Here is a 24,110-nt window from a genome sequence, read left to right as displayed (position 1 = left end):
CAGCATGACGGCGGACCAGCGATTTTGGGCGGATACAACCTCTCTTTTGCCGCATCCATCGCCGGCGAGAATGGCACACGAATTGCATTTTAGTAATCCGGCAGGTCGGCTGCTGGATAGGCCGGCTCGCCCCGGCGCCATCCAGGGTTCGGTGATCAAGCAACGAGAGGCTAGAATGACGAAATACAAGCTCGAGTACATTTGGCTCGATGGATACACCCCGGTTCCCAATCTTCGCGGAAAGACGCAGGTCAAGGACTATGCCGAGTTTCCGACGCTCGACCAGCTTCCGCTGTGGGGTTTCGACGGTTCTTCGACCATGCAGGCCGAGGGCCACAGCTCCGATTGCGTTCTGAAGCCGGTCGCCGTCTACCCGGATCCGGCCCGCACCAATGGCGCGCTCGTTATGTGCGAGGTCATGATGCCCGATGGCGTGACGCCGCATGCCTCCAATAAGCGCGCCACCATCCTCGACGACGAGGGCGCCTGGTTCGGCTTCGAGCAGGAGTATTTCTTCTACAAGGACGGCCGCCCGCTCGGCTTCCCCGAGAGCGGCTATCCGGCGCCGCAAGGCCCGTACTACACTGGCGTCGGCTACAGCAATGTCGGCTCCGTCGCCAGGCAGATCGTCGAGGAGCATCTTGACCTTTGCCTTGCCGCCGGCATCAACCATGAAGGCATCAACGCCGAGGTGGCCAAAGGCCAGTGGGAATTCCAGATCTTCGGCAAGGGCTCCAAGAAGGCCGCCGACCAGATGTGGATGGCGCGCTATTTGTTGCAGCGCCTGACCGAGAAGTACGGCATCGACATCGAATACCACTGCAAGCCGCTCGGCGACACCGACTGGAACGGCTCGGGAATGCATGCCAACTTCTCGACCGCTTATATGCGCGAAGTCGGCGGCAAGGGCTATTTCGAGGCGCTGATGGCAGCCTTCGACAAAAACCTGATGGATCACATCGCCGTCTATGGGCCGGACAACGACAAGCGTTTGACCGGCAAGCACGAGACTGCGCCGTGGAACAGGTTCAGCTACGGCATCGCCGATCGCGGCGCCTCGATCCGCGTGCCGCACTCCTTCATCAACAACGGCTACAAGGGCTATCTCGAGGATCGCCGGCCGAACTCGCAGGGCGACCCCTACCAGATCGCCTCGCAGATATTGAAGACGATCGCCTCCGTCCCGACCAGCGCCGAGGTTTCGGCCGCGGCTTGAGCATTCGTCACGGCGTGGACCTCAGGTCTGCGCTGTGACTTTCTCTCCAATCGCATCGCAATAAAAAACCCCGGCGTCTCTGCCGGGGTTTTTTCTATTGGCTGCAACAATCCGGATCACACGGAATAATACATATCGTATTCGACCGGATGCGGGGTCATTTCGAAGCGCATCACCTCGGCCATCTTGAGCTCGATATAGCTGTCGATCTGGTCGTCGTCGAAGACGCCGCCGGCCTTCAGGAAGCCGCGGTCCTTGTCGAGGCTCTGCAGGGCTTCGCGCAGCGAGCCGCAGACGGTCGGGATTTTTTTCAATTCCTTCGGCGGCAGATCGTAGAGATCCTTGTCCATCGGCTGTCCCGGGTGGATCTTGTTCTTGATGCCGTCAAGGCCGGCCATCAGCATGGCGGCGAAGGCGAGATAGGGGTTCGCGCCCGGATCGGGGAAGCGGACCTCGACGCGCTTGGCTTTCGGCGACGAGCCGAACGGAATGCGGCAGGAGGCCGAGCGGTTGCGGGCCGAATAGGCGAGCAGCACCGGCGCTTCATAGCCCGGCACCAGGCGCTTGTAGGAATTGGTGAGCGGGTTGGTGAAGGCGTTGATCGCCTTGGCATGCTTGATGATACCGCCGATGTAGAACAGGCAGCTCTCGGACAGGCCGGCATATTCGTTGCCGGCAAAGGTCGGCTTGCCTTCCTTCCAGATCGACTGGTGGACGTGCATGCCCGAGCCATTGTCGCCGAACACCGGCTTCGGCATGAAGGTGGCCGTCTTGCCATACGCATTGGCGACCTGGTGCACGACATATTTGTAGATCAGCATCTTGTCGGCGTTGCGGACCAGCGTGTCGAACTTGATGCCGAGCTCGTGCTGTGCGGCGGCCACTTCGTGGTGGTGCTTTTCGACGCGCACGCCCATTTCGGCGAGCACGGTGAGCATTTCCGAGCGCATGTCCTGTGCCGAATCGATCGGCGGCACCGGGAAATAGCCGCCCTTGATGCGCGGCCGGTGACCGAGATTGCCGGTCTCGTAGTCGGTGTCGTCATTGGACGGCAGTTCGGTCGAATCCAGCCTGAAGCCGGTGTTGTAGGGGTCGGCCTTATACTTGACATCATCGAAGACGAAGAACTCGGCTTCCGGGCCGACGAAGATCTGGTCGCCGATGCCTTCGGCCTTCATGTAGGCCTCGGCTTTCTTGGCGGTGCCGCGCGGATCGCGGTTGTAGGATTCCCCCGAGATCGGATCGAGGATGTCGCACAGGATGACCATGGTCGACTGCGCGAAGAACGGGTCCATATGCACCGTATCGGAATCCGGCATCAGCACCATGTCAGACTCGTTGATCGCCTTCCAGCCGGCGATCGAGGAACCATCGAACATGACGCCATCGGCAAACATGTCTTCCTCGACCTCGACGACATCCATCGTAACGTGCTGCAGTTTGCCCTTCGGATCGGTGAAGCGCAGATCGACGAACTTAACGTCGTTGTCCTTGATCTGCTTCATGATGTCTTTGGCTGTCGTCATGTCCCTGCTTCCCTATGTGATGACGTTTTGAACATGGCCTTTTAACGGGAAAATTCAGACGGCGTCCATGCCGGTTTCGCCGGTGCGAATGCGCACCACTTCCTCGATGTTGGAGACGAAGATCTTACCGTCGCCGATGCGGCCGGTCTGGGCCGCCTTGCGGATGGCTTCGATCGCGGCTTCGACCGCATCGTCGCCGAGCACGACTTCGATTTTCACCTTCGGCAGGAAGTCGACGACATATTCGGCGCCGCGATAAAGCTCGGTATGGCCCTTCTGGCGGCCAAACCCTTTGGCCTCGGTAACGGTGATACCTTGCAGGCCTGCCTCCTGAAGCGCTTCCTTCACTTCGTCTAGCTTGAACGGCTTGATGATCGCTTCGATCTTTTTCATGTAAAAAGTGGCCTCCACTGCCAAAAAAGACGGGTTGTGAGCCCCGCTTGCGCCTCAATCAAGCACGAACTGTGCCAATTGATGGGGCGCCGAACGGCCTCACATGATTTGGATACCATGCCACGCGGGAATGTACATTCGCGTCATTCGCAGCGTTGGATGCGCCATGAATGCCGCGAGCCTACACACCGCCGGTCCTGCCGTCCGCACAAAAATTGGGCAGATCGGGTATTTCATGGGCAGCTGCGCGCCGTCGTCCCGAACGATGTACGCCGCCAAATTGCTTGGGGACCTTCGTTGTTTGCGTCGGATCAAAAACTGGACAATGCTTGGGGAAATGATGTGCATGTCGCCCGCATGAGCAATGAACTTCTGTCTCCGTCCGACATGGCCGAGGCCGACCGGCTGGCGATTGCCGCTGGTCCATTCGACGGCATCGGCCTGATGCGCAATGCCGGCGCTGCGGTTGCTGCCGTGGTGCTCAAGCGCTACCCGAACGCAACGCGCGTCCATGTGCTTTGCGGCCCCGGCAACAATGGCGGCGACGGCTATGTCGTGGCGCAGTTGTTGGCAGAGGCCGGGATGAAGGTCGCCGTTTGGGCCGAAGGCAAGCAGAAAGCGGGGAGCGATGCGGCGTTGGCGGCCGAAGCTTGCGACCTGCCGGTGAACCATATTGCCCATTGTTATCCAGAAGCGGGTGAAGTGGTCGTGGACGCGCTCTACGGTGCAGGTCTGTCGAAGGATATTTCCCTACATGCGTCAGCCGTCTCGGGCCGCAGCGCAGCGGAGAAAGTGCCAGTCGTCTCAATCGACCTGCCATCCGGCGTGTCGGGCGAGAGCGGATTGACCAATGCCTATTTCGACGCTGCGGTGACTGTGACCTTCGTGCGGAAAAAGCCAGGCCATCTACTGATGCCAGGACGCAGTATGTGCGGCGAAATCATTGTCGCTGATATCGGGATTCCGGATGGGATCGTCGACCAACTCAAGATCAAGACGTTCGAGAACACGCCGGACCTCTGGCTACGATGGGAGTTTCCGAGAACGTCTGCCGATACGCACAAATACAAACGCGGCCAAGTCGGCGTTTTTTCGGGCGGGCCGAATGCGACTGGTGCGGCAAGATTGTCAGCGATGGCCGCGGCCAGAAGCGGAGCAGGGGCAGTGACCGTGCTTTCGCCTAGCGATGCCATGCAGGTGAACGCCGCGCATCTGACCTCGATCATGCTGCGTGCGGTAGATACGGTGGCGGACGCAGGCGAGTTCATTAGCGAAAGGCAGCATACTGCGTTCGTTCTCGGCCCCGGATTCGGAGTCGGCGAAAAAGCCCGCGACTTCGCCTTGCGGTTGCTCGAGCAGGACGAGGTCTATGATTTCAAACGCATGGGCCTGTTTGGAGGCATTGTGCTTGATGCCGATGGCCTGACTTCGTTTCGCGACGCTCCAGATGTTCTCTTTGAAGCAGCACATCGAACCTTCGCACCAAGTCTGGTGCTGACGCCGCATGAAGGCGAATTCGCCAGGCTTTTTCCCGACATTGCCAAATCGAAGAAGCAGTCAAAGCTCGCCAAGGCCCGCGCCGCCGCAGCGCGTGCCAATGCAGTCATTGTCTACAAGGGCGCCGACTCGGTGATCGCGGCGCCGGACGGCCGGGCGGCGATCAACGCCAACGGTGCGCCCTGGCTGGCAACAGCCGGGACAGGCGATGTTCTGGCGGGCATCGTTGCCGCGCTGCTGGCGCAGGGGATGCGGGCTTTCCAGGCCGCCTGCGCCGCGGTCTGGATCCATGCCGAGGCCGGCAGGCGCTTCGGTCCAGGGTTGATCGCTGGGGATTTGCCGCTGGCTCTGGTGCCGGTGTTGCGCGAATTAGTCGAGAGCCAACCGGACCTTCTATGAGACGCCTTGTTCTCCTTCTCACCACGCTCGTCATGGCCGCATTGGTTGCACAGTCGGCGAATGCCGCTGAGCAGCCAGTGACCATCGTCGACGATCCCTCGGTTCTCGCCACCCTCGACGCCAAGGGTTTTGGCTTGGCCCGCATTTTCGGCGTCGATGGCAAGGCCGATTTGAAGACGCTTTACGACAAGGCGCCGGCCTATCACGCGATCGTCGAAACGATTGCAAGCGACGTCGCGGCATTGCGGGCCGAGATGAAGGCCGGTGGTCGGCCGCTCTACGAGGTGACCGACGGCAATGTTGGCCGTGTCATGGACATGCGCTGGCTGAGGACCGATGCCGCGCGCTTCCGCCTCGTCGGCATCGTCAACCGGCTCGACCGGCGCGACTTCGCCGCGCTGCAAGGCGATACGAGTTGCGGCGAAGTGCGCTTCGTCTATCGCTTATCCTATAGTTTCAAGAAAAACGGCAAGGTTCTGGCCTCGCGCCTGCCGTTCAATTTCAGTGCCGTCTACGATGCCGCGCCGGATGCCGACGGCGGTTGTGTCGGCGTCGCCGGACGCTGGGCACCACAACTCGACGAGAGCGTCGATGCCGGCTGGCTGACCGGTGGGCCGCTGGAAAGGACGGCGCTCACCTTCAAGCAGCTCGAGCTCAATGCGCAAGTGGTGCGCTTCCCCTCCGGCCAGGAGACCGAATTCGGCGGGCAGGCTGCCTATCTCATGCGAATTTTCGGCATCGACGGAGCGGCTGTCAGCGAAAAGCCGCTGGAAAACACGCCCGACACGGCACGTCTCGCCGAAGATGCTGCGCTGAAAGCAAGACTTGCCGACTATGTCCGCACCAATGTCGCGGCGGTCGATCTCGGCGTCTACCAAATCCCCGATGAATTCTTGGCAAGGAAGGTCATTTCGTGGTCGACCTTCGGCAGTGCAAGGCAGGCCAACCACCCGTTCACGCCACTGTTCCAGCCCGCGGATTTCGCTGGTGTCGATTTCTCCGCGCTGAAGCTGGTGCGCACGCCGGAGGCATTGGTCGAGCGGCTGGACAACGGCGCCTGCCAGGGCTGCCATCAGGCGGGCTCGACCGCCGGCTTCCATTTCATCGGACTTGACGACAAGACGACCTCGCCGCTCAACCGCATTGAGGTCGGCATCTCCCCGCATCTCCACGCCGACATCCCGCGCCGCGTCGCCTGGCTGCGCGCGACTGCCGACGGCAAGGAACCGAACCGCTTTCGCCCGTTATCGTTCGCGCCGCCGGCGACCTGGAACGATGCCGGCGAAATCGCCTATTCGCCGGCCGAAATGGCGATGCCGTGCCTAATGCCACAGGATGCGGCCCGCTTCGGCGCGACATGGCAGTGCGGCGGCGGCACGGTCTGCACGCAGCTGGCGACCTCGTCCGGCGTACGCACCAAGCTGGCGCAATGCCTGTTGACCAAGGACAGCGAAGACATGTTTTCCGGCCACCCCTGTTTAACGGGATCCATCGCCAGCAACCCGGCACAGCCTTTCAATGACCGGTATACCATCACCGGTCAGTTCGCGGCGTTCGCGCCAGGCATTTCGCGCGCCGCCTACACCTGCCGACCGCCGAAGATCGGTGTGCCGGCGGGTATCGCCTATCGCGGCTGCGACGACCGGGATCGCAGCTTTGCCGCCTTCAAGACGGGCAAGCCGATGCCCAACGAGATCTGCGGGCTCGTCGGCGGCAAGAAATTCGACACCTGCGTGGCGACCAATAATTTCGACCAGTGCCTCGGCGGCGCTGTCAATCGCGGCAATCGTCCTGCCTGCTCGGCCGACCATTTCTGCCGCGAAGATTACATGTGCCAGTCGCTGCCGCCCGATACGCCCGGCCTCGGCAAGGTGAAAGGCATCGGCTTCTGCTCGCCGACCTATTTTATCTTCCAGATGCGCATCGACAATCACGCCACGCCATGGTCGGGCGCCGTCCGCGCGACGATGGGAGCCGGGTTCGGCGCGGCGGAAGCGGAATAGCCTGCGCCGACTGGGCATTAGCCGCTATAGTTTCAGGTGGATAGCTATCGATCGAGATAGTCGGCGATCTTCGATGTCCATTCGCCGTCGAAATGCCGGACATGTTCGGCGACGATCTCATCGCTCAGCAGGCTCGACAAGGCGGAAACCAGAACTGGTTCTATCTCTGGAGCCGAGCTAAATCCAAGAGCAGTCAAACGTTCGGACCAGGGCGGATGATCCGCGCTTTCGTTATCTGGCGCGTCCCAGGCCTTTTGCGCATATTCTTGCAGGATGGGAAGCCTCGACAGGTGACTGGCGGCCGCCAGAACTCTTTCAAGTGGTGGACGAGGCGGTACCATGGTGCCAAGCAGTTCACGTTTAAGCGGAATATACACTTGGTCATCGAAGAACGCACTGGCGGCACCGATCAGCAGCATGGCGCGCGCCGTTTCATGTGCATCGCCGGACATCGCTGCATGACGATCTGCGTCAATTTCCGCCCGCCGCGACAACCGTATTTCTTCGCGCTCCAGCGTGCGCGACAGCGGGCCAAGCATACAGTAGAACAGGCTGCCCGAAACGGTTTTTCCCGGTGGGGCGAAGTCGAAGATTAGATCGAAGCTCATTTCGAGTTCGGCCAGGTTGAGCCCGCCATTTGTATCTTTATTTTTCAGATGGGCGTCCTCATGGGCCAAGATCGCCGCAAACCCCTTTTGGTCGGTCGCTGCGAGCAGCGGCAGGCCCACGGTGAGAATTGCCCTGCGACCAAGCAGGCCCAGAAACGGCCGCTCTTCACCGATGCTAGCGTTGAGATCGTCGCTCAGGATGATGTTCGTGCGGCTGGCGCGGTGTTTGCCGGCAATACTCTCCCAGACAGCCCACAATTTCGGGGCTGATTCCCGAGTAATCCCGTCCACCTTGCTGGGTCGAAAACCGGCGAACAATGTCCCGATCAACAGAACGATGGCCAGCATCGCGGCCGGGATTGCAACAACGCCAGTCGCGATGACAGCGAGCGGATAGCAATCGAGGAACCAGAACCACAGGAGTATTGGGCAAAACAGCGGCAGGACGAAGAGCAGGATGGCAAACCTGCCGAAACGCGCTCCTACATAGAGGACCAGGCGCGACATCAACCCCTCACAGCGGAATGTTGTCGTGCTTCTTCCAGGGATTTTGCATATCCTTGTTGCGCAGCATCCTGAGCGCGCGGGCGATGCGGCGGCGGGTCGAGTGCGGCATGATCACCTCGTCGACATAGCCACGCTCGGCGGCAACGAAGGGGGACAGGAAACGATCCTCGTAAGCTTTTGTGTGCGCTGCAATTTTCTCCGCGTCGCCGATGTCCTTGCGGTAGATGATCTCGACCGCCCCCCTGGCGCCCATCACAGCAATCTGCGCCGTCGGCCAGGCATAGTTCATGTCGCCGCGCAGATGCTTTGACGCCATGACGTCATAGGCGCCGCCATAGGCCTTTCTGGTGATGACGGTGATCTTTGGCACGGTCGCTTCGGCATAGGCGAACAGAAGCTTGGCGCCGTGCTTGATCAACCCGCCATATTCCTGCGCGGTGCCGGGCAGTAAGCCCGGCACGTCGACGAAGGTGACGATCGGGATCGAGAAGCAGTCGCAGAAGCGCACGAAACGAGCCGCCTTGCGGCTGGCATCCGAATCGAGCACGCCGGCCAGCACCATCGGCTGGTTGGCGACGAAGCCGACTGTGCGGCCCTCGATACGGCCGAAGCCGGTGACGATGTTTTTCGCAAAATTCTGCTGGATCTCGAAGAAGTCACCCTCGTCGGCAACTTTAAGGATCAACTCTTTGATGTCGTAGGGTTTGTTGGCGTTGTCGGGGATCAGCCTGTCGAGCGACAGATCGTGATCGGTGACCGATTGGTAGCATTCGATCTCGGGAATTTCCGCCGTGTTGGATGCGGGCAGCAGATCGACCAGCCGGCGCATCTGCAGCAGCGCCTCGACGTCATTGTCGTAGGCTCCGTCGGCGATTGAGGACTTCGTCGTGTGGACGGAAGCGCCGCCGAGGCTTTCGGCGGTGACCGTCTCGTTGGTGACGGTCTTCACTACATCCGGCCCGGTGACGAACATGTAGGAGGTGTCGCGGACCATGAAGATGAAGTCGGTCATCGCCGGCGAATAGACGTCGCCGCCGGCGCAAGGGCCCATGATCAGTGAAATCTGCGGAATGACGCCGGAGGCAAGTACATTGCGTTGGAAGATCTCGGCGTAGCCGCCGAGGGCTGCCACGCCTTCCTGGATGCGGGCGCCGCCGGCGTCATAGAGGCCGATGATCGGCGCGCGATTGCGCAGTGCCATCTCCTGCACCTTCACCACCTTTTCGGCATGCGCCTCGGACAGCGAGCCGCCGAACACGGTGAAATCCTTGGCGAAAAGATAGACCGGGCGACCGTTGACGGTGCCCCAGCCGGTAACGACGCCGTCGCCGGCGATCTTGGTTTTCTCCATGCCGAAGTCGGTCGAGCGGTGCTCGACATACATGTCGAACTCCTCGAACGAGCCCTCGTCTAGAAAGACGTCTATGCGTTCGCGGGCGGTCAGCTTGCCCTTCTTGTGCTGGGCGTCGATGCGGGCCTGGCCGCCGCCCATGCGGGCGATCTCGCGGCGGCGCTCGAGTTCCTTCAGCACGTCCTTCATGACCGGTCCCCGAAACGGAAAGCTGCATTGTGGTAATCATGCCCGCGAGAGAGCGCAAGCGCCGCTTCCTCATGGCTTTTGCTGCGCTGCAACATCAGGCCCCTTGCATTTCGATGCGAACTGGGCCATATGCGGCGGCATAGGCGCTTGGGCCGGGACACTCCGGCCTTCTCGATGAATGAGACTGGTTGCGTCTGTTTTCCCTCTTCCCGACATATCGGCAAGGTGGCGAAAAAGCCCCGTGGCATGAAGCCTGCGGGCACGACAGCGCAGCCGTGCGGACGATGACGTCCGCCCGCCTTGTCGTTTCATGACAATTTTCGACGGCAGGTTGCGCCCTGCCGCCATCGATGTTTGCGGCCAGGAGCCGCATGAAAGAAGAATATTTTGACCAATGAAAACACTTTGACCGGTAAGGACACTGCGGAACCGAACGGTTTCGCCGCACTTGGAATCACCGGCGCACTGCTCAAGGCCACCAATGCCGCCGGCTTTACCGATCCGAAGCCGATCCAGGCCCAGGCGATCCCGCCGCAGCTCGAAGGCCGCGACATTTTCGGCATCGCCCAGACCGGCTCGGGCAAGACGGCGGCGTTCGCGCTGCCGATCCTGTCGAAGATCATCGCACTTGGTACCAAGCGCCGGCCGAAGACGGCCCGAGCGCTGATCCTGGCGCCGACACGTGAACTCGCGGTGCAGATCGAGGAGATGATCAAGCTGCTCGCCAAGGGCGCGCATGTATCGACCGCGCTCGTGCTGGGCGGCGTCTCGCGCTTCAGCCAGGTGAAGAAGGTCGCGCCCGGCGTCGACATCCTGATCGCAACGCCCGGTCGGCTGACCGACCTTGTGCGTGAAGGCGACCTGATGCTTGCCGACACCAAATGGCTGGTGCTCGATGAAGGCGACCGCATGCTCGACATGGGCTTCATCAACGACGTGAAGCGCATCGCCAAGGCGACGGCGCCGGACCGTCAGACGGTGCTGTTCTCGGCGACTATGCCGGCCGAGATCGCCGAACTGGCGAAAGGCCTGCTGAAGAACCCGATCCGCGTCGAAGTCGCTCCTCACAGCACCGCGGCAGCCGAGATCGTGCAGGGCGTCGTCTTTGCCCGCACCAAGCAGAAGCGCCAGGTGCTGGCCAACATGCTTGCCGGTGAGGCGATGAAGTCCGTCATCATCTTCTCGCGCACCAAGCATGGCGCCGACAGGGTGACCAAGGATCTCGAGCGCGACGGCTTCAAGGCCGCCGTCATCCACGGCAACAAGTCGCAGAATGCCCGTCAGAAGGCACTCAACGATTTCCGTGAGGGTTCGGTGCGCATTCTCGTGGCGACCGACATTGCGGCACGCGGCATCGACGTGCCCGGCATCAGCCATGTGGTGAATTTCGACCTGCCGGACGAGGCGGAGAGCTATGTCCACCGCATCGGCCGCACCGGCCGCAACGGCATGGACGGCATCGCCATCACACTCTGCGACCCGTCTGAAAACAGCAAGCTGCGTCAGGTCGAGCGCATCATCCGCACCAAGCTGCCGATCGTTGCCGACCATCTCGGCAGCCCCGATCCGCAGCGCAATCCCGCCGAGAAGAACGAGCGCAGCTTCGAACCGGCCAACGATCGCAACGACCACAATGGCCGTCGCGACGGCAGGCGGCCCGGCGGCGCAAACAACGGCTTCGGCAAGAAGCGGTTCGGCGACAAGCCGGCCTTTGCGGGCGAGCGCAAGCCGGAAGGCGCCAAGCCCTTCAAGGGCAATAACAAGCGCCGCTTCGGCGGCAAGCGGCCAGCAGCGCGGGCCGCATAATCTGACCGTGTTGCGGTCGGCCAAGCCTGGCTTGGTCACACACGATTGAAGAGAGCGACCGGAGCGATGCTTCGGTCGCTCTCTTGCTTTGGGGGCCTTTGGTTCACTTTACCACCGCCTCGATCCACACGACGATCCGCTGCGCGAGGAAAACCGTGGTCGATGGCGACAGCGCGTCGCCGGCAATGGCGTGGTTGTCCGGGTCGCCGGTATCGTCGACCGGCACCAATTCATGTGCGGCGCCCCAGCGACCCGCAAACACGATCGCTCGCCCATCACCGATCCTACTCGACTGGCGGCTTGCGGTCGAAATTCAGCGGCCGCGCATTCCAGCGGGTGACCGTGCTGATCACCCATCGGCAGAACGGTCTCGGCAGCATCCTGAGCAGCTTCAGCGTCCAACTCAGGCGGCGTGGGAAAGTGACTTCGAAGCCGCCGTATTCGATGCCTTGCGCGATGCGGCGCGAGGCCAGATTGACCGGCATCAAGCCCGGCATCGGCAGGAAGTTCTTTTCGGTCAGCCGCGTGTCGACAAAGCCCGGATTAATCACCTGGATGCGGACGTTCATCTTGTCGAAATCGTATTTCAGCGACTCGGCCAGGATATTGACTGCCGCCTTGGTGCCGCCATAGGCGGCGGTGGTGGGCCAGCCGAAATAGGCGGTAACCGAACCGATCAGCACGACATGGCCGCGCGAGCGCACGCGCATGCGTTCGATGACCGGCAGCAGGCCATTGATGATGCCAAAATAATTGACTTCGAAAGACCGACGGAAATTGCGCGCCACAAGATCCTCGCCCGGCGTTGCGATATAGCTTCCAGCGTTGAACACTGCCAACACGATCGGACCGAGATCTTTCTCGATCGCTGCAACCGTCTTCGCCATGCGTTTTTCGTCGGTCACGTCGCAAGGATAGGCTGCGACACGGCCCGCCATCTGCGCCGTTTCGACGATGAGCGTATCGATCGGATGGTCATCTGGCGCAGTCACCGCGACGACATAGCCCCGAGCGGCAAGATCCTTGGCCAGCGAACGGCCGATACCGCTGCTGCCGCCCGTAATCCAGGCGACGCCATGCTTCGGATTGGCCCGATAGAGTGTCATGTTGCGCCCCGCCGGCTCTTCTTAGCCTGTGCTCTACCGGTGAAGAAATCGAATGAAAAGAGTGCTTTTCGGTACATGGTTGAAATGAATACCGGTCGGGCGCTCCTGGCTGCAGGAATTGCAGTGTGCGAAATGCGACTGGACCAGGCAAATTCTTGCCTTGAAACCGAAGCTTCGGGTTTCTAGGGTTTCGCCGCACCCACAAAGGAATCTCCATGCCCCGTTCTGTGATCGACGTGATCGGCAACACGCCCCTGATCCGCCTCAACAAGGCCTCGGAAGCAACCGGCTGCGAGATCCTGGGCAAGGCCGAATTCATGAATCCCGGGCAGTCGGTAAAGGACCGCGCCGGCCTGTTTATCATCCGCGATGCGGAACAGCGCGGGCTGCTGCGGCCCGGCGGCGTCATCGTCGAGGGGACGGCTGGCAACACCGGCATCGGATTGACACTGGTTGCCAAGGCGCTCGGCTACCGCACGGTGATCGTCATTCCCGACACCCAGAGCCAGGAGAAGAAGGATACAATCAAACTGCTCGGCGCCGAGCTGATCGAAGTGCCCGCCGTGCCTTACAAGAACCCGAACAATTACGTGAAGCTGTCGGGCCGGCTGGCCGAGCAGATGGCGAAGAGCGAGCCGAACGGCGCGATCTGGGCCAACCAGTTCGACAATGTCGCCAACCGTGACGGCCATATCCGCACCACGGCCGAAGAAATCTGGAACCAGACCGACGGCAAGGTGGATGGTTTCGTGTCGGCGGTCGGTTCCGGCGGCACTCTGGCAGGCGTCGGTTTCGGGCTGAAGGCCAGAAACAACCAGGTCAAGATCGCGCTGGCCGATCCGCTGGGGGCAGCGCTCTATTCCTTCTACACCAGCGGCGAGCTGAAATCCGAGGGCAGTTCGATCACCGAAGGCATCGGGCAGGGGCGGATCACCGCCAACCTCCAAGGCTTTACACCCGATTTTGCCTTCCAGATCCCCGACGAGGACGCGCTGCCGATCGTATTCGACCTGATCCAGGAGGAGGGGCTTTGCGTTGGCGGTTCGACGGGCATCAACATTGCCGGCACCATTCGCCTGGCGCGCGAGCTAGGCCCCGGCCACACCATCGTGACCATGCTTTGCGACTACGGCACGCGCTACCAGTCGAAGCTGTTCAATCCTGAATTCCTGCGCGAAAAGAAGCTGCCGGTGCCGGGCTGGATGGAGCAACAGCGCACGATTTCGGTACCGTTCGAAAGGGTTACGTGATGGCGCACAAGACCGAAGCGCTGTTTCGTGACGACGCCTATCTGGGAACGGCCGACGCCACCGTCGTCGCAGTCAATGATCGCGGCGGCATCATTCTGGACCGGACGGTGTTTTACGCCACATCGGGCGGGCAGCCGGGCGACACCGGCAGCCTCGAACGCGCCGACGGCACCGGCATAGCGATTGCCGCTACGATCACCGGCGAAACCAAGGACGAGATCATCCATGTGCCGGCGCCGGAGCAGGCAGTTCCAAAGGTGGGCGAGCGCATGAGGCTCGCCATCGACTGGCCGCGGCGGCAGTTGCTGATGCGCATGCATTCTGCCTGCCACCTGCTTACCGTCGTCTGTCCGTTCCCGATCACCGGCGCCGCGGTTTCCGAGGACGACAGCCGTATCGATTTCGACATCCCGGACGCCGGCTTTACCAAGGAAGACGTGACGGCCAGACTGATGGAGCTGGTGCGAGCCGACCACCCGATCTTCACCCGGCTCATTTCCGACGAGGAACTGGCATCCAATCCGGGCTTGGTGAAATCCAAGAATGTGCGGCCCCCGGCCGGCACGGGAAGGATCCGATTGGTCTGCATCGGCGAGAACGCTTCGATCGACAGCCAGCCTTGCGGCGGCACCCATGTAAAGAGCACCAGCGAAATCGGCGAGATCCATATCGGCAAGATCGAGAAGAAGGGCCGCGAGAACCGGCGCTTCCGCATTCGCTTTGGTCCTATGCCGCCAGCCTGATATAGGACTGCGACGGACGGGACAGGAGAGAAAAGATGGCCGACGACAGTCCTTTCACCATCGATGCCGATTGGTTACAGAAGCGGCTCGGCGAACCCGGCCTGACGATTGTCGACGCGTCCTGGTATCTGCCGGCGCAAAAGCGTGACGCGCGCGCCGAGTACGACGTAGCGCATATTCCAGGCGCCCGCTTCCTCGACCAGGATGCGGTTTCGGATCCTGACGCGGCTCTGCCGCACACGCTGCCGTCGCCGCAGCATTTCGCGCAATATGTCGGCGCGATGGGTATTTCGGCCGATGACACGATTGTTGTCTATGACGGGCCAGGGTTCTTTTCTGCACCGCGCGCCTGGTGGTTGTTTCGCGTCATGGGCGTGTTCCAGGTCTATATACTCGACGGCGGCTTCGATCGTTGGAAAGCCGCCGGACGGCCGGTGACGGCGGAGCCGACGAAGATCGCGCCTTGCGTGTTTTATGCCAACTTCGATGCCGCCCGCGTCGCCAGCCTTGCCGACATGCGCCGGATCGTCGAGACGGGGGAAAGCCAGATCGCCGACGCGCGCTCGCCTGGCCGTTTTGCCGGCACCGAGCCGGAGCCGCGCCCCGGCATACGCTCCGGCCATATGCCGGGCGCGCACAACGTGCCATTTTCGGCGCTTTCGGAAAACGGCGAATTGTTGCCGAAGGACAGGCTGCGCAAAGTGATCGAAGGAGCCGGCATCGACCTGTCGAAGCCGGTCGTCACCTCCTGCGGGTCGGGCGTCACCGCGGCAGCTGTTACGCTGGCTTTGGAGACGCTTGGCCATGCCGACAACAGGCTTTATGACGGTTCATGGACCGAATGGGGCGGGCTTTCCGACACGCCCGTCGTGACGGGCAAGGACTGACGGGGATGGAAGACGGATCGCTGGAAGACATCGACGTCACCGTGACGTTTCTCGAAATGCATGTGCCGCCTGCGTATTCGCCGCCGCTGCCGTACAACCGCCAGATCGCGCTGCTCAAGACCAAAGACATTCCGCTGCATTTCTACCGCTATTTGATGGATCGGGTGGGCCGCAAATGGCACTGGGTCAATGTGCTGAGGCTGAGCGACGAGGAGCTTGCGGCGGGCATCCACCGCGAGGACCGCGACATCAGGGTGCTTTATCTGGATGGTGCGCCGGCCGGCTTCTTCGACCTCAAGCCGCATTTGCCGGAGGAAGTGGAACTCGCTTATTTCGGAATGATGGAGCACGCGACCGGGCAAGGCATCGGCCGCTGGTTCCTCGGTGCGGCAATCGCCGCGGCATGGTCGCACGGGCCAAAGCGGGTGACGGTGCAGACCTGCACCCTCGATCACCCAGCAGCACTGCCGCTCTATCAAAAACTCGGCTTTACGCCAGTGGCGCAAAAAAAGGAGGTCGTACATCCGATGTCTTTTGCCGAGCGCGCGGCCAGCGTCATGCGGCCCTGATTTTCAGGCCCGTTCATCCGCGCTTCAGCTTGTCTTTGCAATGTCCCAGAGTCTCTGGATCAACACTCAAAGGCGAGCTCGACTTGAATGAGCTTGGCTCTTTCCATATCGCTATCGTCTAAAAACCCGATGGGTGATGGAGGATCGCACGATGGCAATACGCGTGGTAATGGCCGGCGCGACCGGCTGGGTCGGCAAAGCGCTGGTTCCGGCGATCGGGGCGCAGGGCGACATGGCGCTGGCCGGGGCTGTATCACGCAGCGGCGCGGGGCAGGATTCCGGTCTGCTGGTTGGTATGCCGGCTAATGGTATTGCCGTTTCGGCCTCGCTGGCCGAGGCGCTGGAGGCGCCGTCGGACGTGCTGGTCGACTTCACCAAGCCGCATGTCGTGAAAGACCATGTGCTGCTCGCCATCGACAACGGACGGCATACGGTGATCGGCACGTCGGGACTGGGAGCTGCCGATTATGCCGAGATCGACGCCGCGGCGCGCGCTAATGGCGTCGGCGTCGTTGCCGCCGGCAACTTTTCCATCACCGCCACGCTGATGAAGCGGTTTGCACTTATGGCGGCAAAATACGTGCCGGATGTCGAGGTCATCGATTATGCTAGTGCAAAGAAGCCCGACGCGCCCTCCGGAACCGCACGAGAGCTTGCTGAAGCGCTGGCCGACATCCGCAAGGCCTCAACGGCAAAGCCGGTCTCCGAGGTCTCCGGCGTGCCGGCCACACGCGGTGGTGCGGTCGGCGCAGGCGAGGGGGTGCAAGTGCACGCGCTTCGCCTGCCGTCCTACATCCTGTCCTGCGAGGCGCTGTTCGGTCTGCCAGACGAGCGGCTGACCATACGCCACGACGCCGGCTCGTCCGCGGCGCCTTACGTGGCGGGCACGCTGCTCGCCATCAGACGGGTACAGCAGATCAAAGGTCTGGTTCGTGGTCTCGACGCGCTGATGGATTGATCCATTTCGGCAGGAATCGGGTGGGAAGCTCTGCCTTGCGAGCATAATTTCCGGTCGACGACACCGGAGATTTTGCCATGACGCTAAAATTCAAAGCCTTGCCAACCAATGCTGTCCGGGCACTTCAGCGCGGCGGGCCGGATGCTTATGGCTTGAAGCCAGAGCGGCAACTTTCGGATGGCGACGGCGTGCCTTGCCGTCATTGCTTGAAAAATATTGCTGTGGGAGAAGCCTATCTTGTTTTGGCCTATCGGCCTTTTCCGGAGCTGCAGCCTTATGCCGAAACGGGGCCGATCTTTCTGCATGCGAAAGAATGCGAACGCGCCGCCGAGGGGAAAATGCTTCCCGAAATGCTCGAAAGCAGCGATTACATTGTGCGCGGTTATGGCAAGGACGACCGCATCGTTTACGGCAGCGGCGGCGTCATTCCGACCGACGCCATTGCCGCACGGGCAGAGACGTTGTTCGAACGCGACGACATCGCTTACGTCCACATCCGCTCGGCGCGCAACAATTGTTATCAGTGCCGGATCGACCGCGCGTAACCGGACAGGCTGCACCGGCTTGGGGCTGTCGTACTCCCGTCGCATACAAGCGGTAGAAAGACACTGTCGATCGATTTGCCGACCGCGGATGAACCGGCGGGAATTTTCGACAACCGAGGAAGCGGGGCTTTGGCTCCGCTTTTTTGTTGTCCGGTTATTCCGCGCGCCCGACACTTTTCAGTTTTTCGACATAAGAAAAAACCCGTCGGACGAATCCGACGGGCACTGGAGAGGCAGATTCGGACAGCTCAGGCGGCGAGAACGGCCTTCGGCTCGACCAGGTCGTAACCGAGCGCTTCGGCCACTGCGCGATTCGTGATCTTGCCCTTGTGGACGTTCAGCCCGTTGCGCAGATGGTGGTCGTCTACCAGCGCCTTTATGCCCTTGTCGGCGAGCTGCAGGCCATAATGCAGCGTCGCATTATTGAGCGCGTGGGCCGAGGTGACCGGCACCGCACCCGGCATGTTGGCGACGCAATAGTGGATGACGCCGTCGACCTCATAGGTCGGCTCGGCATGGGTGGTGGCGTGCGAGGTCTCGAAGCAGCCGCCCTGGTCGATGGCGACGTCGACCAGCACGGCGCCTTTCTTCATGCCCGACAGCATTTCGCGCGTCACCAGCTTGGGCGCTGCTGCCCCCGGGATCAGCACGGCGCCGACGACGATGTCAGCCGAAAAACATTCTTCCTCCAGCGCCTCTACGGTCGAGTAGCGGGTGTGGACGCGGCCGCCAAAGATGTCGTCGAGCTGACGCAGGCGCGGGATCGAGCGGTCAATGATGGTGACGTCGGCGCCAAGGCCGGCGGCCATCCGTGCAGCATGCAGGCCGACGACGCCGCCGCCGAGCACGGTTACCTTGCCGGGGAGCACGCCGGGCACGCCGCCAAGTAGCACGCCGCGGCCACCATTGGCCTTTTGCAGCGCCGTTGCGCCCGCCTGGATCGACAGGCGGCCGGCGACTTCCGACATCGGTGCTAGCAGCGGCAGACCGCCGCGCTCGTCGGTGACGGTCTCGTAGGCTATTGCGGTCACGCCGGAGGCCAGCAGACCCTTGGTCTGCTCCGGATCCGGGGCAAGATGCAGATAGGTATAGAGGATCTGGCCGTCGCGGAGCTGAACCCATTCGTTGGGCTGCGGCTCCTTGACCTTCACGATCATGTCAGACTTGGCAAAAACGTCGGCGGCCGTTTTGGCAATCGTGGCGCCGGCGGCGCGATACGCGTTGTCATCGGCGCCGATGCCGGCGCCGGCGCCGGTCTCGATCAGCACTTCATGGCCATGCGCGACATATTCACGGACCGAACCCGGTGTCAGGCCGACGCGGTATTCATGGTTCTTGATTTCCCGGGGGCAACCGACGCGCATTGTTTTCTCCTGATCCGGCCCTTTGGGGCTCGTTCCCTGTCTAGAGATAGTGAACCACGAATCGTTCGGTAAGTGTTTGCGAATGCGCTTGCCAGAGAGTCCACTGTTCGATAATCGTTGCGCAAAACATTAGAATTATCGCAGGAACCCGCAAAAATGCCGCTCGACAGGATTGATATCGCCATTCTCGAGACGCTGCAGAAAGACGGGCGGATACCCAACGCAGCGCTCGCCGAGAAGGTTGGCCTGTCGCAGTCGGCCTGTTCGCGGCGGCTGGACAATCTGGAGAAATCCGGAACCATCCGCGGCTATCACGCACGGCTGTCCAACGCTGCACTTGGGCACCAGATGACGGCGATCGTGCATATATCGCTGTCCGGGCAATTCGAGAAGACGTTGTCGGATTTCGAGGCAGCGATAAAGCGCTGCCCGAACGTCCTATCCTGCCATTTGATGTCGGGCGAATATGACTACATCCTGCGCATAGCGGCAAAGGATCTCGTCGACTACGAACGTATCCACAAGGAGTGGCTGTCGGCAATGCCGCATGTGACGAAGATCAATTCGTCTTTTGCCTTGCGCGAAATCGTCGATCGCACGGCCGTGGGAATGAAGCCTGAACTCGCCTAGGCCCGAACTCGCCTAGGTGTTGACTGCCTCGGTCACCACACGGTCCATCGGAATGTCGTGCGGCTGCGGGTAGATGGTGGCGATGCGCTGCAGTTCGTAGCCGACGCCGATGACCAGCGGTTTGAAGGGCATCGCGGCAAGCGTGCGATCGAAGAAGCCGCCGCCATAACCCAGGCGAAACTGCCCAGGATCGATGCCGACAATCGGCGAAATGACGATGTCGGGCAACACCGGATCACCGTCGGCCGGTATCGGGATATTCCAGACGCCCTTCTCCAGCCCGTCTCCGTGGGTATAGGCGCGAAAGACAAGCGGCCGGTCTTTCTCGACAACGACGGGCAACGCCGTGCGCCCGCCCCGCGCGTTAACGGTTTCCATCCACGGGCGCAGGTCCGGCTCGCCGCGAAACGGCCAATAGAGGCTGACCATGCGGCCGGCGATGTCGCCGATCACCGCGTCGAGCCCTTCGGCAATGCGCTGCGACATGGCTGCGCGCGTGTCGGCCGAAACGACAAGGCGGGATACGATCAACCGCTCGCGCTCGGCCTTGCGCCAGCGCCTTACGTCGGTCCAGTCGGATAGCGGCGCTTGGAACTCCGGATCGAGCTCGTGCATAAAACAAGGCGGCGAGGCGTATTGCGCTGAGCTTTCGTCTTCATTCTTAGCCATGCTTCACCTGCAATATACTATTCCGACCAAGCCATATCCGGGACGTAGGCTATATCCGGGAATGAGTCTGCAGCATGCGTATTCACGACATCAAGCGACGACTCCCACGCAGTTGCAGCGCAGGCATTGCTGCACTGCACAAGGATACTTACATCACCCTTGGCGAGAGGGATGAGTGAGATGAATACAGCCAACCATCACGTCGTCGTCGTAGGCGCCGGTTTCGGCGGCCTCGAATTCACCCGCGCACTTACCAGCGCGCCGGTGCGCATCACCATGATCGATAGGCGCAATCATCACCTCTTTCAGCCGCTGCTCTACCAGGTGGCGACGACGGCGCTGGCAACCTCCGAAGTCGCCTGGCCGATCCGCCATCTCCTGCGCAAACGCAAGGACGTGACGACGCTGCTTGCCACTGTGACTGGCATCGACCGCACCGGCAAGCGCGTGCTGCTGCAGGATGGCGGAGCGGTCGCCTACGACACGTTGCTGTTGGCCACCGGTGCGCGGCACGCCTATTTCGGCCATGACGAATGGGAGCCGTTCGCGCCGGGCCTGAAGACACTGGAGGACGCCACCACCATTCGACGGCGTATTCTTTTGGCTTTCGAGCAGGCCGAGCGGGAAACCGATCCCGCCCAGCGCCAGGCATTGCTGACCCTGGCGATCGTCGGCGGCGGGCCGACCGGCGTGGAATTGGCCGGCACGATTGCCGAACTGGCGCATGACACGCTGCGCGGCGAGTTCCGCAACATCGACACGCGCGAGACGCGTGTGGTGCTGATTGAGGCCGGCGAACGCATCCTTGCCAATTTCGCGCCGGAACTCTCCGATTATGCAACGAAGGCGCTCGAACGGCTCGGCGTGACCGTCGAACTCGGCCGGGCGGTTACGCGCTGCGATGCCGAGGGTGTCGTCTTCGGCGACACACATTTGCCGGCCAGGACAATCCTGTGGGCGGCGGGCGTCGCCGCTTCGCCGGCCGCCGAATGGCTCGGCGCGGCAGCGGACCGCGCGGGCAGGGTGCTTGTCGAGCCTGACCTCACTGTACCGGGAAACCCGGAGATTTTCGTCATCGGTGACGCAGCGCACGTCCTGCGGCCGGATGGCCGGCTGGTGCCGGGCGTCGCGCCCGCCGCCAAGCAGCAGGGACGGCACGTCGCCGCGACGATCAAGGCAAGGCTTACCGGTGACACGACACCGCGTCCTTTCAGCTACAGGCATGACGGCGACCTGGCGACGATCGGCAAGCGCGCCGCGGCCATCGATTTCGGCTGGATCAAGCTTACCGGCCGGCTTGCCTGGTGGCTATGGGGCTTGGCGCATATCTACTTCCTGATCGGCTTTCGTAACCGGCTTGCGGTTTCCCTGAGTTGGCTATGGATCTACTTCACCGGTCAGCGCAGCGCGCGGCTGATCACGCAGGGCGACGACGACAAGGGCTGATTGTTCGCTGCCGGACATTCATCGGCGCGTCACCTCCTCTTGATGGAATCGGCTTCTGGACTCGACTGGATTTCGGCGCGAAGCTTTGCTTCGGGCAGGACTTGTCACGTCGTGGAAGAAAGAGAAAACGAATGTCCCAATTGCGCCACCTCGTCTCACGCCGCGATTTCCTCGCCAGCGTCGCCGCCAGCGGAGCGCTGATCATGCTGCACCCGTTCTCCGCCCGGGCTCAAGCCAATCAGGCGCATCTGAGGATTATGGAGACGACCGACATCCACGTGAATGTGCTGCCTTACGACTACTACGCCGACAAAGCTAACGACACGATGGGGCTGTCGCGAACGGCATCGTTGATTGAAGCCGTGCGCAAGGAAGCAACCAACGCGATGCTGATCGATAATGGCGACCTTCTGCAAGGTAACCCGATGGGCGACTACATCGCCTACGAGAGGGGGATGAAGGATGGCGATCTGCATCCGGTTATGAAGGGCATGAACCTGCTCGGCTACGAATGCTCGACGCTCGGCAACCACGAGTTCAACTACGGCCTGTCGTTCATGGACAAGGTGCTGGCCGGTGCCAATTTCCCGTTTGTCTGCGCGAATTTGATCCGCGGCACGGAGCTCGCCGCGAACCCGCGTGACGACAGGCTTTATCTCAAGCCTTACGTCATCCTCGACAGGAAGATCAAAGACGGGTCGGGCGCCGAGCAACCGATCAGGATCGGCATCATCGGCTTCGTGCCGCCGCAGATCATGGTCTGGGACCTGAAAAATCTCGAGGGCAGCGTCAAAACACGCGACATCGTCGAGGCGGCCAAGGCGTGGGTGCCGCAAATGAAGGAAGAAGGCGCCGACATCGTCATTGCGCTCTCCCATTCCGGCATCGACGTGAAGCAAAGTGACATGATGGAGAACGCCTCCTTCTTCGTTGCCGGTGTCGAAGGTATCGATGCGGTGTTCACCGGTCACCAGCATCTGGTCTTCCCCGGCAAGAAGGACTTTCAGTCGCTGGAAGCCGTCGATACGGCGAAAGGCACGTTGCAAGGCAAGCCCGCCGTCATGGCCGGCTTCTGGGGCTCGCACATGGGGCTGATCGATCTGTTGCTGGAGCGCGACGGATCGACGTGGAAAATCGTCTCGGCGACCTCTGAGGCCAGGCCGATCTTTGAGCGGGTCGACAAAACGAACAAGCCGACCGTCGCGGACGACCAGCGCATCATCGACGCGCTCAAACAGGACCACGAGGCGACGCTTGCCTATGTGCGCCGGCCGGTCGGCAAAACCTCGGCGCCGCTCTATTCCTATTTTGCGCTGGTCGCCGATGATCCATCGGTGCAGATCGTCAGCCAGGCGCAGACCTGGTATTTGAAGGACATCCTGAAGAACACAGAGTGGAAGGATATGCCGCTGTTGTCGGCGGCGGCACCGTTCAAGGCCGGCGGGCGCAACGGCGCCGACTATTACACCGACGTGGCGGTGGGCGATATCGCCATCAAGAACGTCGCCGATCTCTACCTCTATCCAAACACGGTGCGCGCCGTTGAAATCACCGGGGCAGAGGTGAAGGAATGGCTGGAAATGTCGGCCGGCATCTTCAACCGGATCGAACCGGGCAAAGCCGACCAGGCGCTCATCAACACTGACTTCCCATCCTATAATTTCGACGTGATCGACGGCGTCACATACAAGATCGATCTGTCGCAGCCACCGAAATATGATTCGAAGGGCGGGCTGGTGAATGCTGGCTCGACCCGCATCATTGACTTGATGTTCGACGGCAAACCGATTGACCCCAAGCGGAAATTCGTCGTCGCCACCAACAACTACCGAGCCGGCGGCGGGGGCAATTTCCCGGAGATCAATGCCTCGAAGATCATCTACGAAGCGCCCGACACCAACCGCGATGTGATCGTGCGCTATATCGTCAGCAAAGGCACCATCAACCCGTCGGCGGACGCCAACTGGTCGTTTGCGCCACTGCCGGGAACCCGCGTCGTATTCGAGACCGGCGCCAAGGCGAAGGAGTTTATTGCGCAAGTGAAGTCGCTGAAGATCGAGCCGGCGGGCGAGGGCGAAGCGGGCTTTGCAAAATACCGCATCACTCTTTGAGGCGAGGATTTGAACGTCGGCTCGAAACTGTCTCAGCGTTAAGATACTGCCCCGATACGGCCAATCCGTTTGAGACAGGGGGCCTCTGTTCAAGCAGGTGGTGCGAAACGCCGCTTGACGGCGGCATGACCGGATCCAGCGCGTCCGTCGAAATCCCGCCGGAATAATGGTGTGGCAGTTGGTCGATCGAGGCGGGAAGCGGTCGTCGAAGCCGAGCGGGGTTATCTTTCCAAGGCGCCCTGTGGCGGTAGCGCCATTCTGGCCAGCAAGCATCGCAGCAGACAGACCACAAAGGCCATTAAGATTCGGGGAGGGTCCCCAGCAGCGTTGGAATCGC

Annotated in this window: 21 protein-coding genes; 13 read left to right on the top strand and 8 right to left on the bottom strand. The window is 61.5% G+C overall.

Annotated elements, in window-relative coordinates:
* The first annotated feature begins 175 nt into the window (after window positions 1–175).
* Complete coding sequence (locus NKI97_RS06685; protein WP_254817165.1) at window positions 176–1,216, top strand: glutamine synthetase beta-grasp domain-containing protein; 1,041 nt, start codon at window positions 176–178, stop codon at window positions 1,214–1,216.
* A gap of 116 nt (window positions 1,217–1,332) precedes the next feature.
* Here NKI97_RS06685 and glnA read toward each other — a convergent pair whose 3' ends face one another.
* Both glnA and NKI97_RS06675 read right to left on the bottom strand, forming a co-directional pair.
* Window positions 1,333–2,742, bottom strand: coding sequence for a type I glutamate--ammonia ligase (glnA, locus tag NKI97_RS06680; RefSeq protein WP_352784983.1), 1,410 nt, complete (start codon window positions 2,740–2,742; stop codon window positions 1,333–1,335).
* A 54-nt stretch (window positions 2,743–2,796) separates the two neighbouring features.
* Entirely contained in the window at window positions 2,797–3,135 is a 339-nt protein-coding gene (locus NKI97_RS06675; protein WP_019857988.1) for a P-II family nitrogen regulator, read from the bottom strand.
* Between the two features lie 357 nt (window positions 3,136–3,492).
* On the opposite strand from NKI97_RS06675, the gene NKI97_RS06670 reads away from it, so the two are divergent.
* Entirely contained in the window at window positions 3,493–5,031 is a 1,539-nt protein-coding gene (locus NKI97_RS06670; RefSeq protein ID WP_352833193.1) for an NAD(P)H-hydrate dehydratase, read from the top strand.
* Entirely contained in the window at window positions 5,028–7,034 is a 2,007-nt protein-coding gene (locus NKI97_RS06665) for a hypothetical protein (protein ID WP_352833190.1), read from the top strand. Before NKI97_RS06670 ends, NKI97_RS06665 begins: the two co-directional genes overlap by 4 nt.
* Before the next feature lie 44 nt (window positions 7,035–7,078).
* Here the strand turns inward: NKI97_RS06665 and NKI97_RS06660 are convergent, their stop codons facing one another.
* On the bottom strand, window positions 7,079–8,149 hold the full coding sequence (locus NKI97_RS06660) for a M48 family metallopeptidase (RefSeq protein WP_352833187.1): 1,071 nt from the start codon (window positions 8,147–8,149) through the stop codon (window positions 7,079–7,081).
* A gap of 7 nt (window positions 8,150–8,156) precedes the next feature.
* Window positions 8,157–9,689, bottom strand: coding sequence for an acyl-CoA carboxylase subunit beta (locus tag NKI97_RS06655; protein ID WP_352833185.1), 1,533 nt, complete (start codon window positions 9,687–9,689; stop codon window positions 8,157–8,159).
* 387 nt (window positions 9,690–10,076) lie between these two features.
* On the opposite strand from NKI97_RS06655, the gene NKI97_RS06650 reads away from it, so the two are divergent.
* Window positions 10,077–11,495, top strand: a complete 1,419-nt coding sequence (locus NKI97_RS06650) for a DEAD/DEAH box helicase (RefSeq protein ID WP_352833182.1) — start codon at window positions 10,077–10,079, stop codon at window positions 11,493–11,495.
* Between the two features lie 103 nt (window positions 11,496–11,598).
* On the opposite strand, the gene NKI97_RS06645 is transcribed toward NKI97_RS06650, so the two are convergent.
* Together NKI97_RS06645 and NKI97_RS06640 are read right to left on the bottom strand one after the other, a co-directional pair.
* Window positions 11,599–11,757, bottom strand: coding sequence for a hypothetical protein (locus NKI97_RS06645; RefSeq protein ID WP_502893806.1), 159 nt, complete (start codon window positions 11,755–11,757; stop codon window positions 11,599–11,601).
* A 22-nt stretch (window positions 11,758–11,779) separates the two neighbouring features.
* Window positions 11,780–12,601, bottom strand: a complete 822-nt coding sequence (locus tag NKI97_RS06640) for an SDR family oxidoreductase (RefSeq protein ID WP_352457508.1) — start codon at window positions 12,599–12,601, stop codon at window positions 11,780–11,782.
* A 215-nt stretch (window positions 12,602–12,816) separates the two neighbouring features.
* On the opposite strand from NKI97_RS06640, the gene NKI97_RS06635 reads away from it, so the two are divergent.
* The 6 genes from NKI97_RS06635 (at window position 12,817) to NKI97_RS06610 (ending at window position 17,553) form a co-directional block, all read left to right on the top strand.
* On the top strand, window positions 12,817–13,851 hold the full coding sequence (locus NKI97_RS06635; RefSeq protein ID WP_352448955.1) for a cysteine synthase A: 1,035 nt from the start codon (window positions 12,817–12,819) through the stop codon (window positions 13,849–13,851).
* The gene (locus NKI97_RS06630; RefSeq protein ID WP_023675105.1) at window positions 13,851–14,594 is read left to right on the top strand and encodes an alanyl-tRNA editing protein; all 744 of its coding nucleotides are present in this window, start codon (window positions 13,851–13,853) and stop codon (window positions 14,592–14,594) included. The genes NKI97_RS06635 and NKI97_RS06630 overlap by 1 nt, the downstream gene beginning before the upstream one ends.
* 35 nt (window positions 14,595–14,629) lie before the next feature.
* Window positions 14,630–15,481, top strand: a complete 852-nt coding sequence (sseA, locus tag NKI97_RS06625) for a 3-mercaptopyruvate sulfurtransferase (RefSeq protein ID WP_023675104.1) — start codon at window positions 14,630–14,632, stop codon at window positions 15,479–15,481.
* 5 nt (window positions 15,482–15,486) lie between these two features.
* Window positions 15,487–16,050, top strand: a complete 564-nt coding sequence (locus NKI97_RS06620) for a GNAT family N-acetyltransferase (RefSeq protein ID WP_352448953.1) — start codon at window positions 15,487–15,489, stop codon at window positions 16,048–16,050.
* Between the two features lie 151 nt (window positions 16,051–16,201).
* Complete coding sequence (gene dapB, locus NKI97_RS06615; RefSeq protein ID WP_352448952.1) at window positions 16,202–17,008, top strand: 4-hydroxy-tetrahydrodipicolinate reductase; 807 nt, start codon at window positions 16,202–16,204, stop codon at window positions 17,006–17,008.
* Window positions 17,009–17,085: 77 nt separating this feature from the next.
* Window positions 17,086–17,553 carry a DUF1203 domain-containing protein gene (locus NKI97_RS06610; RefSeq protein ID WP_023675101.1) on the top strand — a complete coding sequence of 156 codons (468 nt, stop codon included), beginning with the start codon at window positions 17,086–17,088 and terminating at the stop codon, window positions 17,551–17,553.
* 248 nt (window positions 17,554–17,801) lie between these two features.
* Here the strand turns inward: NKI97_RS06610 and ald are convergent, their stop codons facing one another.
* Window positions 17,802–18,917: an alanine dehydrogenase gene (gene ald, locus NKI97_RS06605; RefSeq protein ID WP_352747277.1), complete on the bottom strand. Its 1,116-nt coding sequence runs from the start codon at window positions 18,915–18,917 to the stop codon at window positions 17,802–17,804.
* Between the two features lie 156 nt (window positions 18,918–19,073).
* On the opposite strand from ald, the gene NKI97_RS06600 reads away from it, so the two are divergent.
* Entirely contained in the window at window positions 19,074–19,547 is a 474-nt protein-coding gene (locus NKI97_RS06600) for an Lrp/AsnC family transcriptional regulator (protein WP_023675099.1), read from the top strand.
* A gap of 12 nt (window positions 19,548–19,559) precedes the next feature.
* Here NKI97_RS06600 and NKI97_RS06595 read toward each other — a convergent pair whose 3' ends face one another.
* Complete coding sequence (locus tag NKI97_RS06595) at window positions 19,560–20,216, bottom strand: 5-formyltetrahydrofolate cyclo-ligase (protein WP_352833179.1); 657 nt, start codon at window positions 20,214–20,216, stop codon at window positions 19,560–19,562.
* Window positions 20,217–20,396: 180 nt separating this feature from the next.
* Here NKI97_RS06595 and NKI97_RS06590 point away from each other — a divergent pair, with 180 nt between their 5' ends.
* Entirely contained in the window at window positions 20,397–21,662 is a 1,266-nt protein-coding gene (locus tag NKI97_RS06590) for an NAD(P)/FAD-dependent oxidoreductase (RefSeq protein ID WP_352833176.1), read from the top strand.
* Window positions 21,663–21,793: 131 nt separating this feature from the next.
* Window positions 21,794–23,773, top strand: a complete 1,980-nt coding sequence (locus NKI97_RS06585) for a bifunctional 2',3'-cyclic-nucleotide 2'-phosphodiesterase/3'-nucleotidase (protein WP_352815526.1) — start codon at window positions 21,794–21,796, stop codon at window positions 23,771–23,773.
* Window positions 23,774–24,110 lie beyond the last annotated feature (337 nt).

Source organism: Mesorhizobium sp. M0296 (assembly GCF_040321675.1).
Taxonomy (GTDB): Bacteria; Pseudomonadota; Alphaproteobacteria; order Rhizobiales; family Rhizobiaceae; genus Mesorhizobium.
The sequence above is the reverse complement of the archived record's forward strand: the minus strand, read 5'-3'. Positions and strand labels throughout refer to the sequence as shown.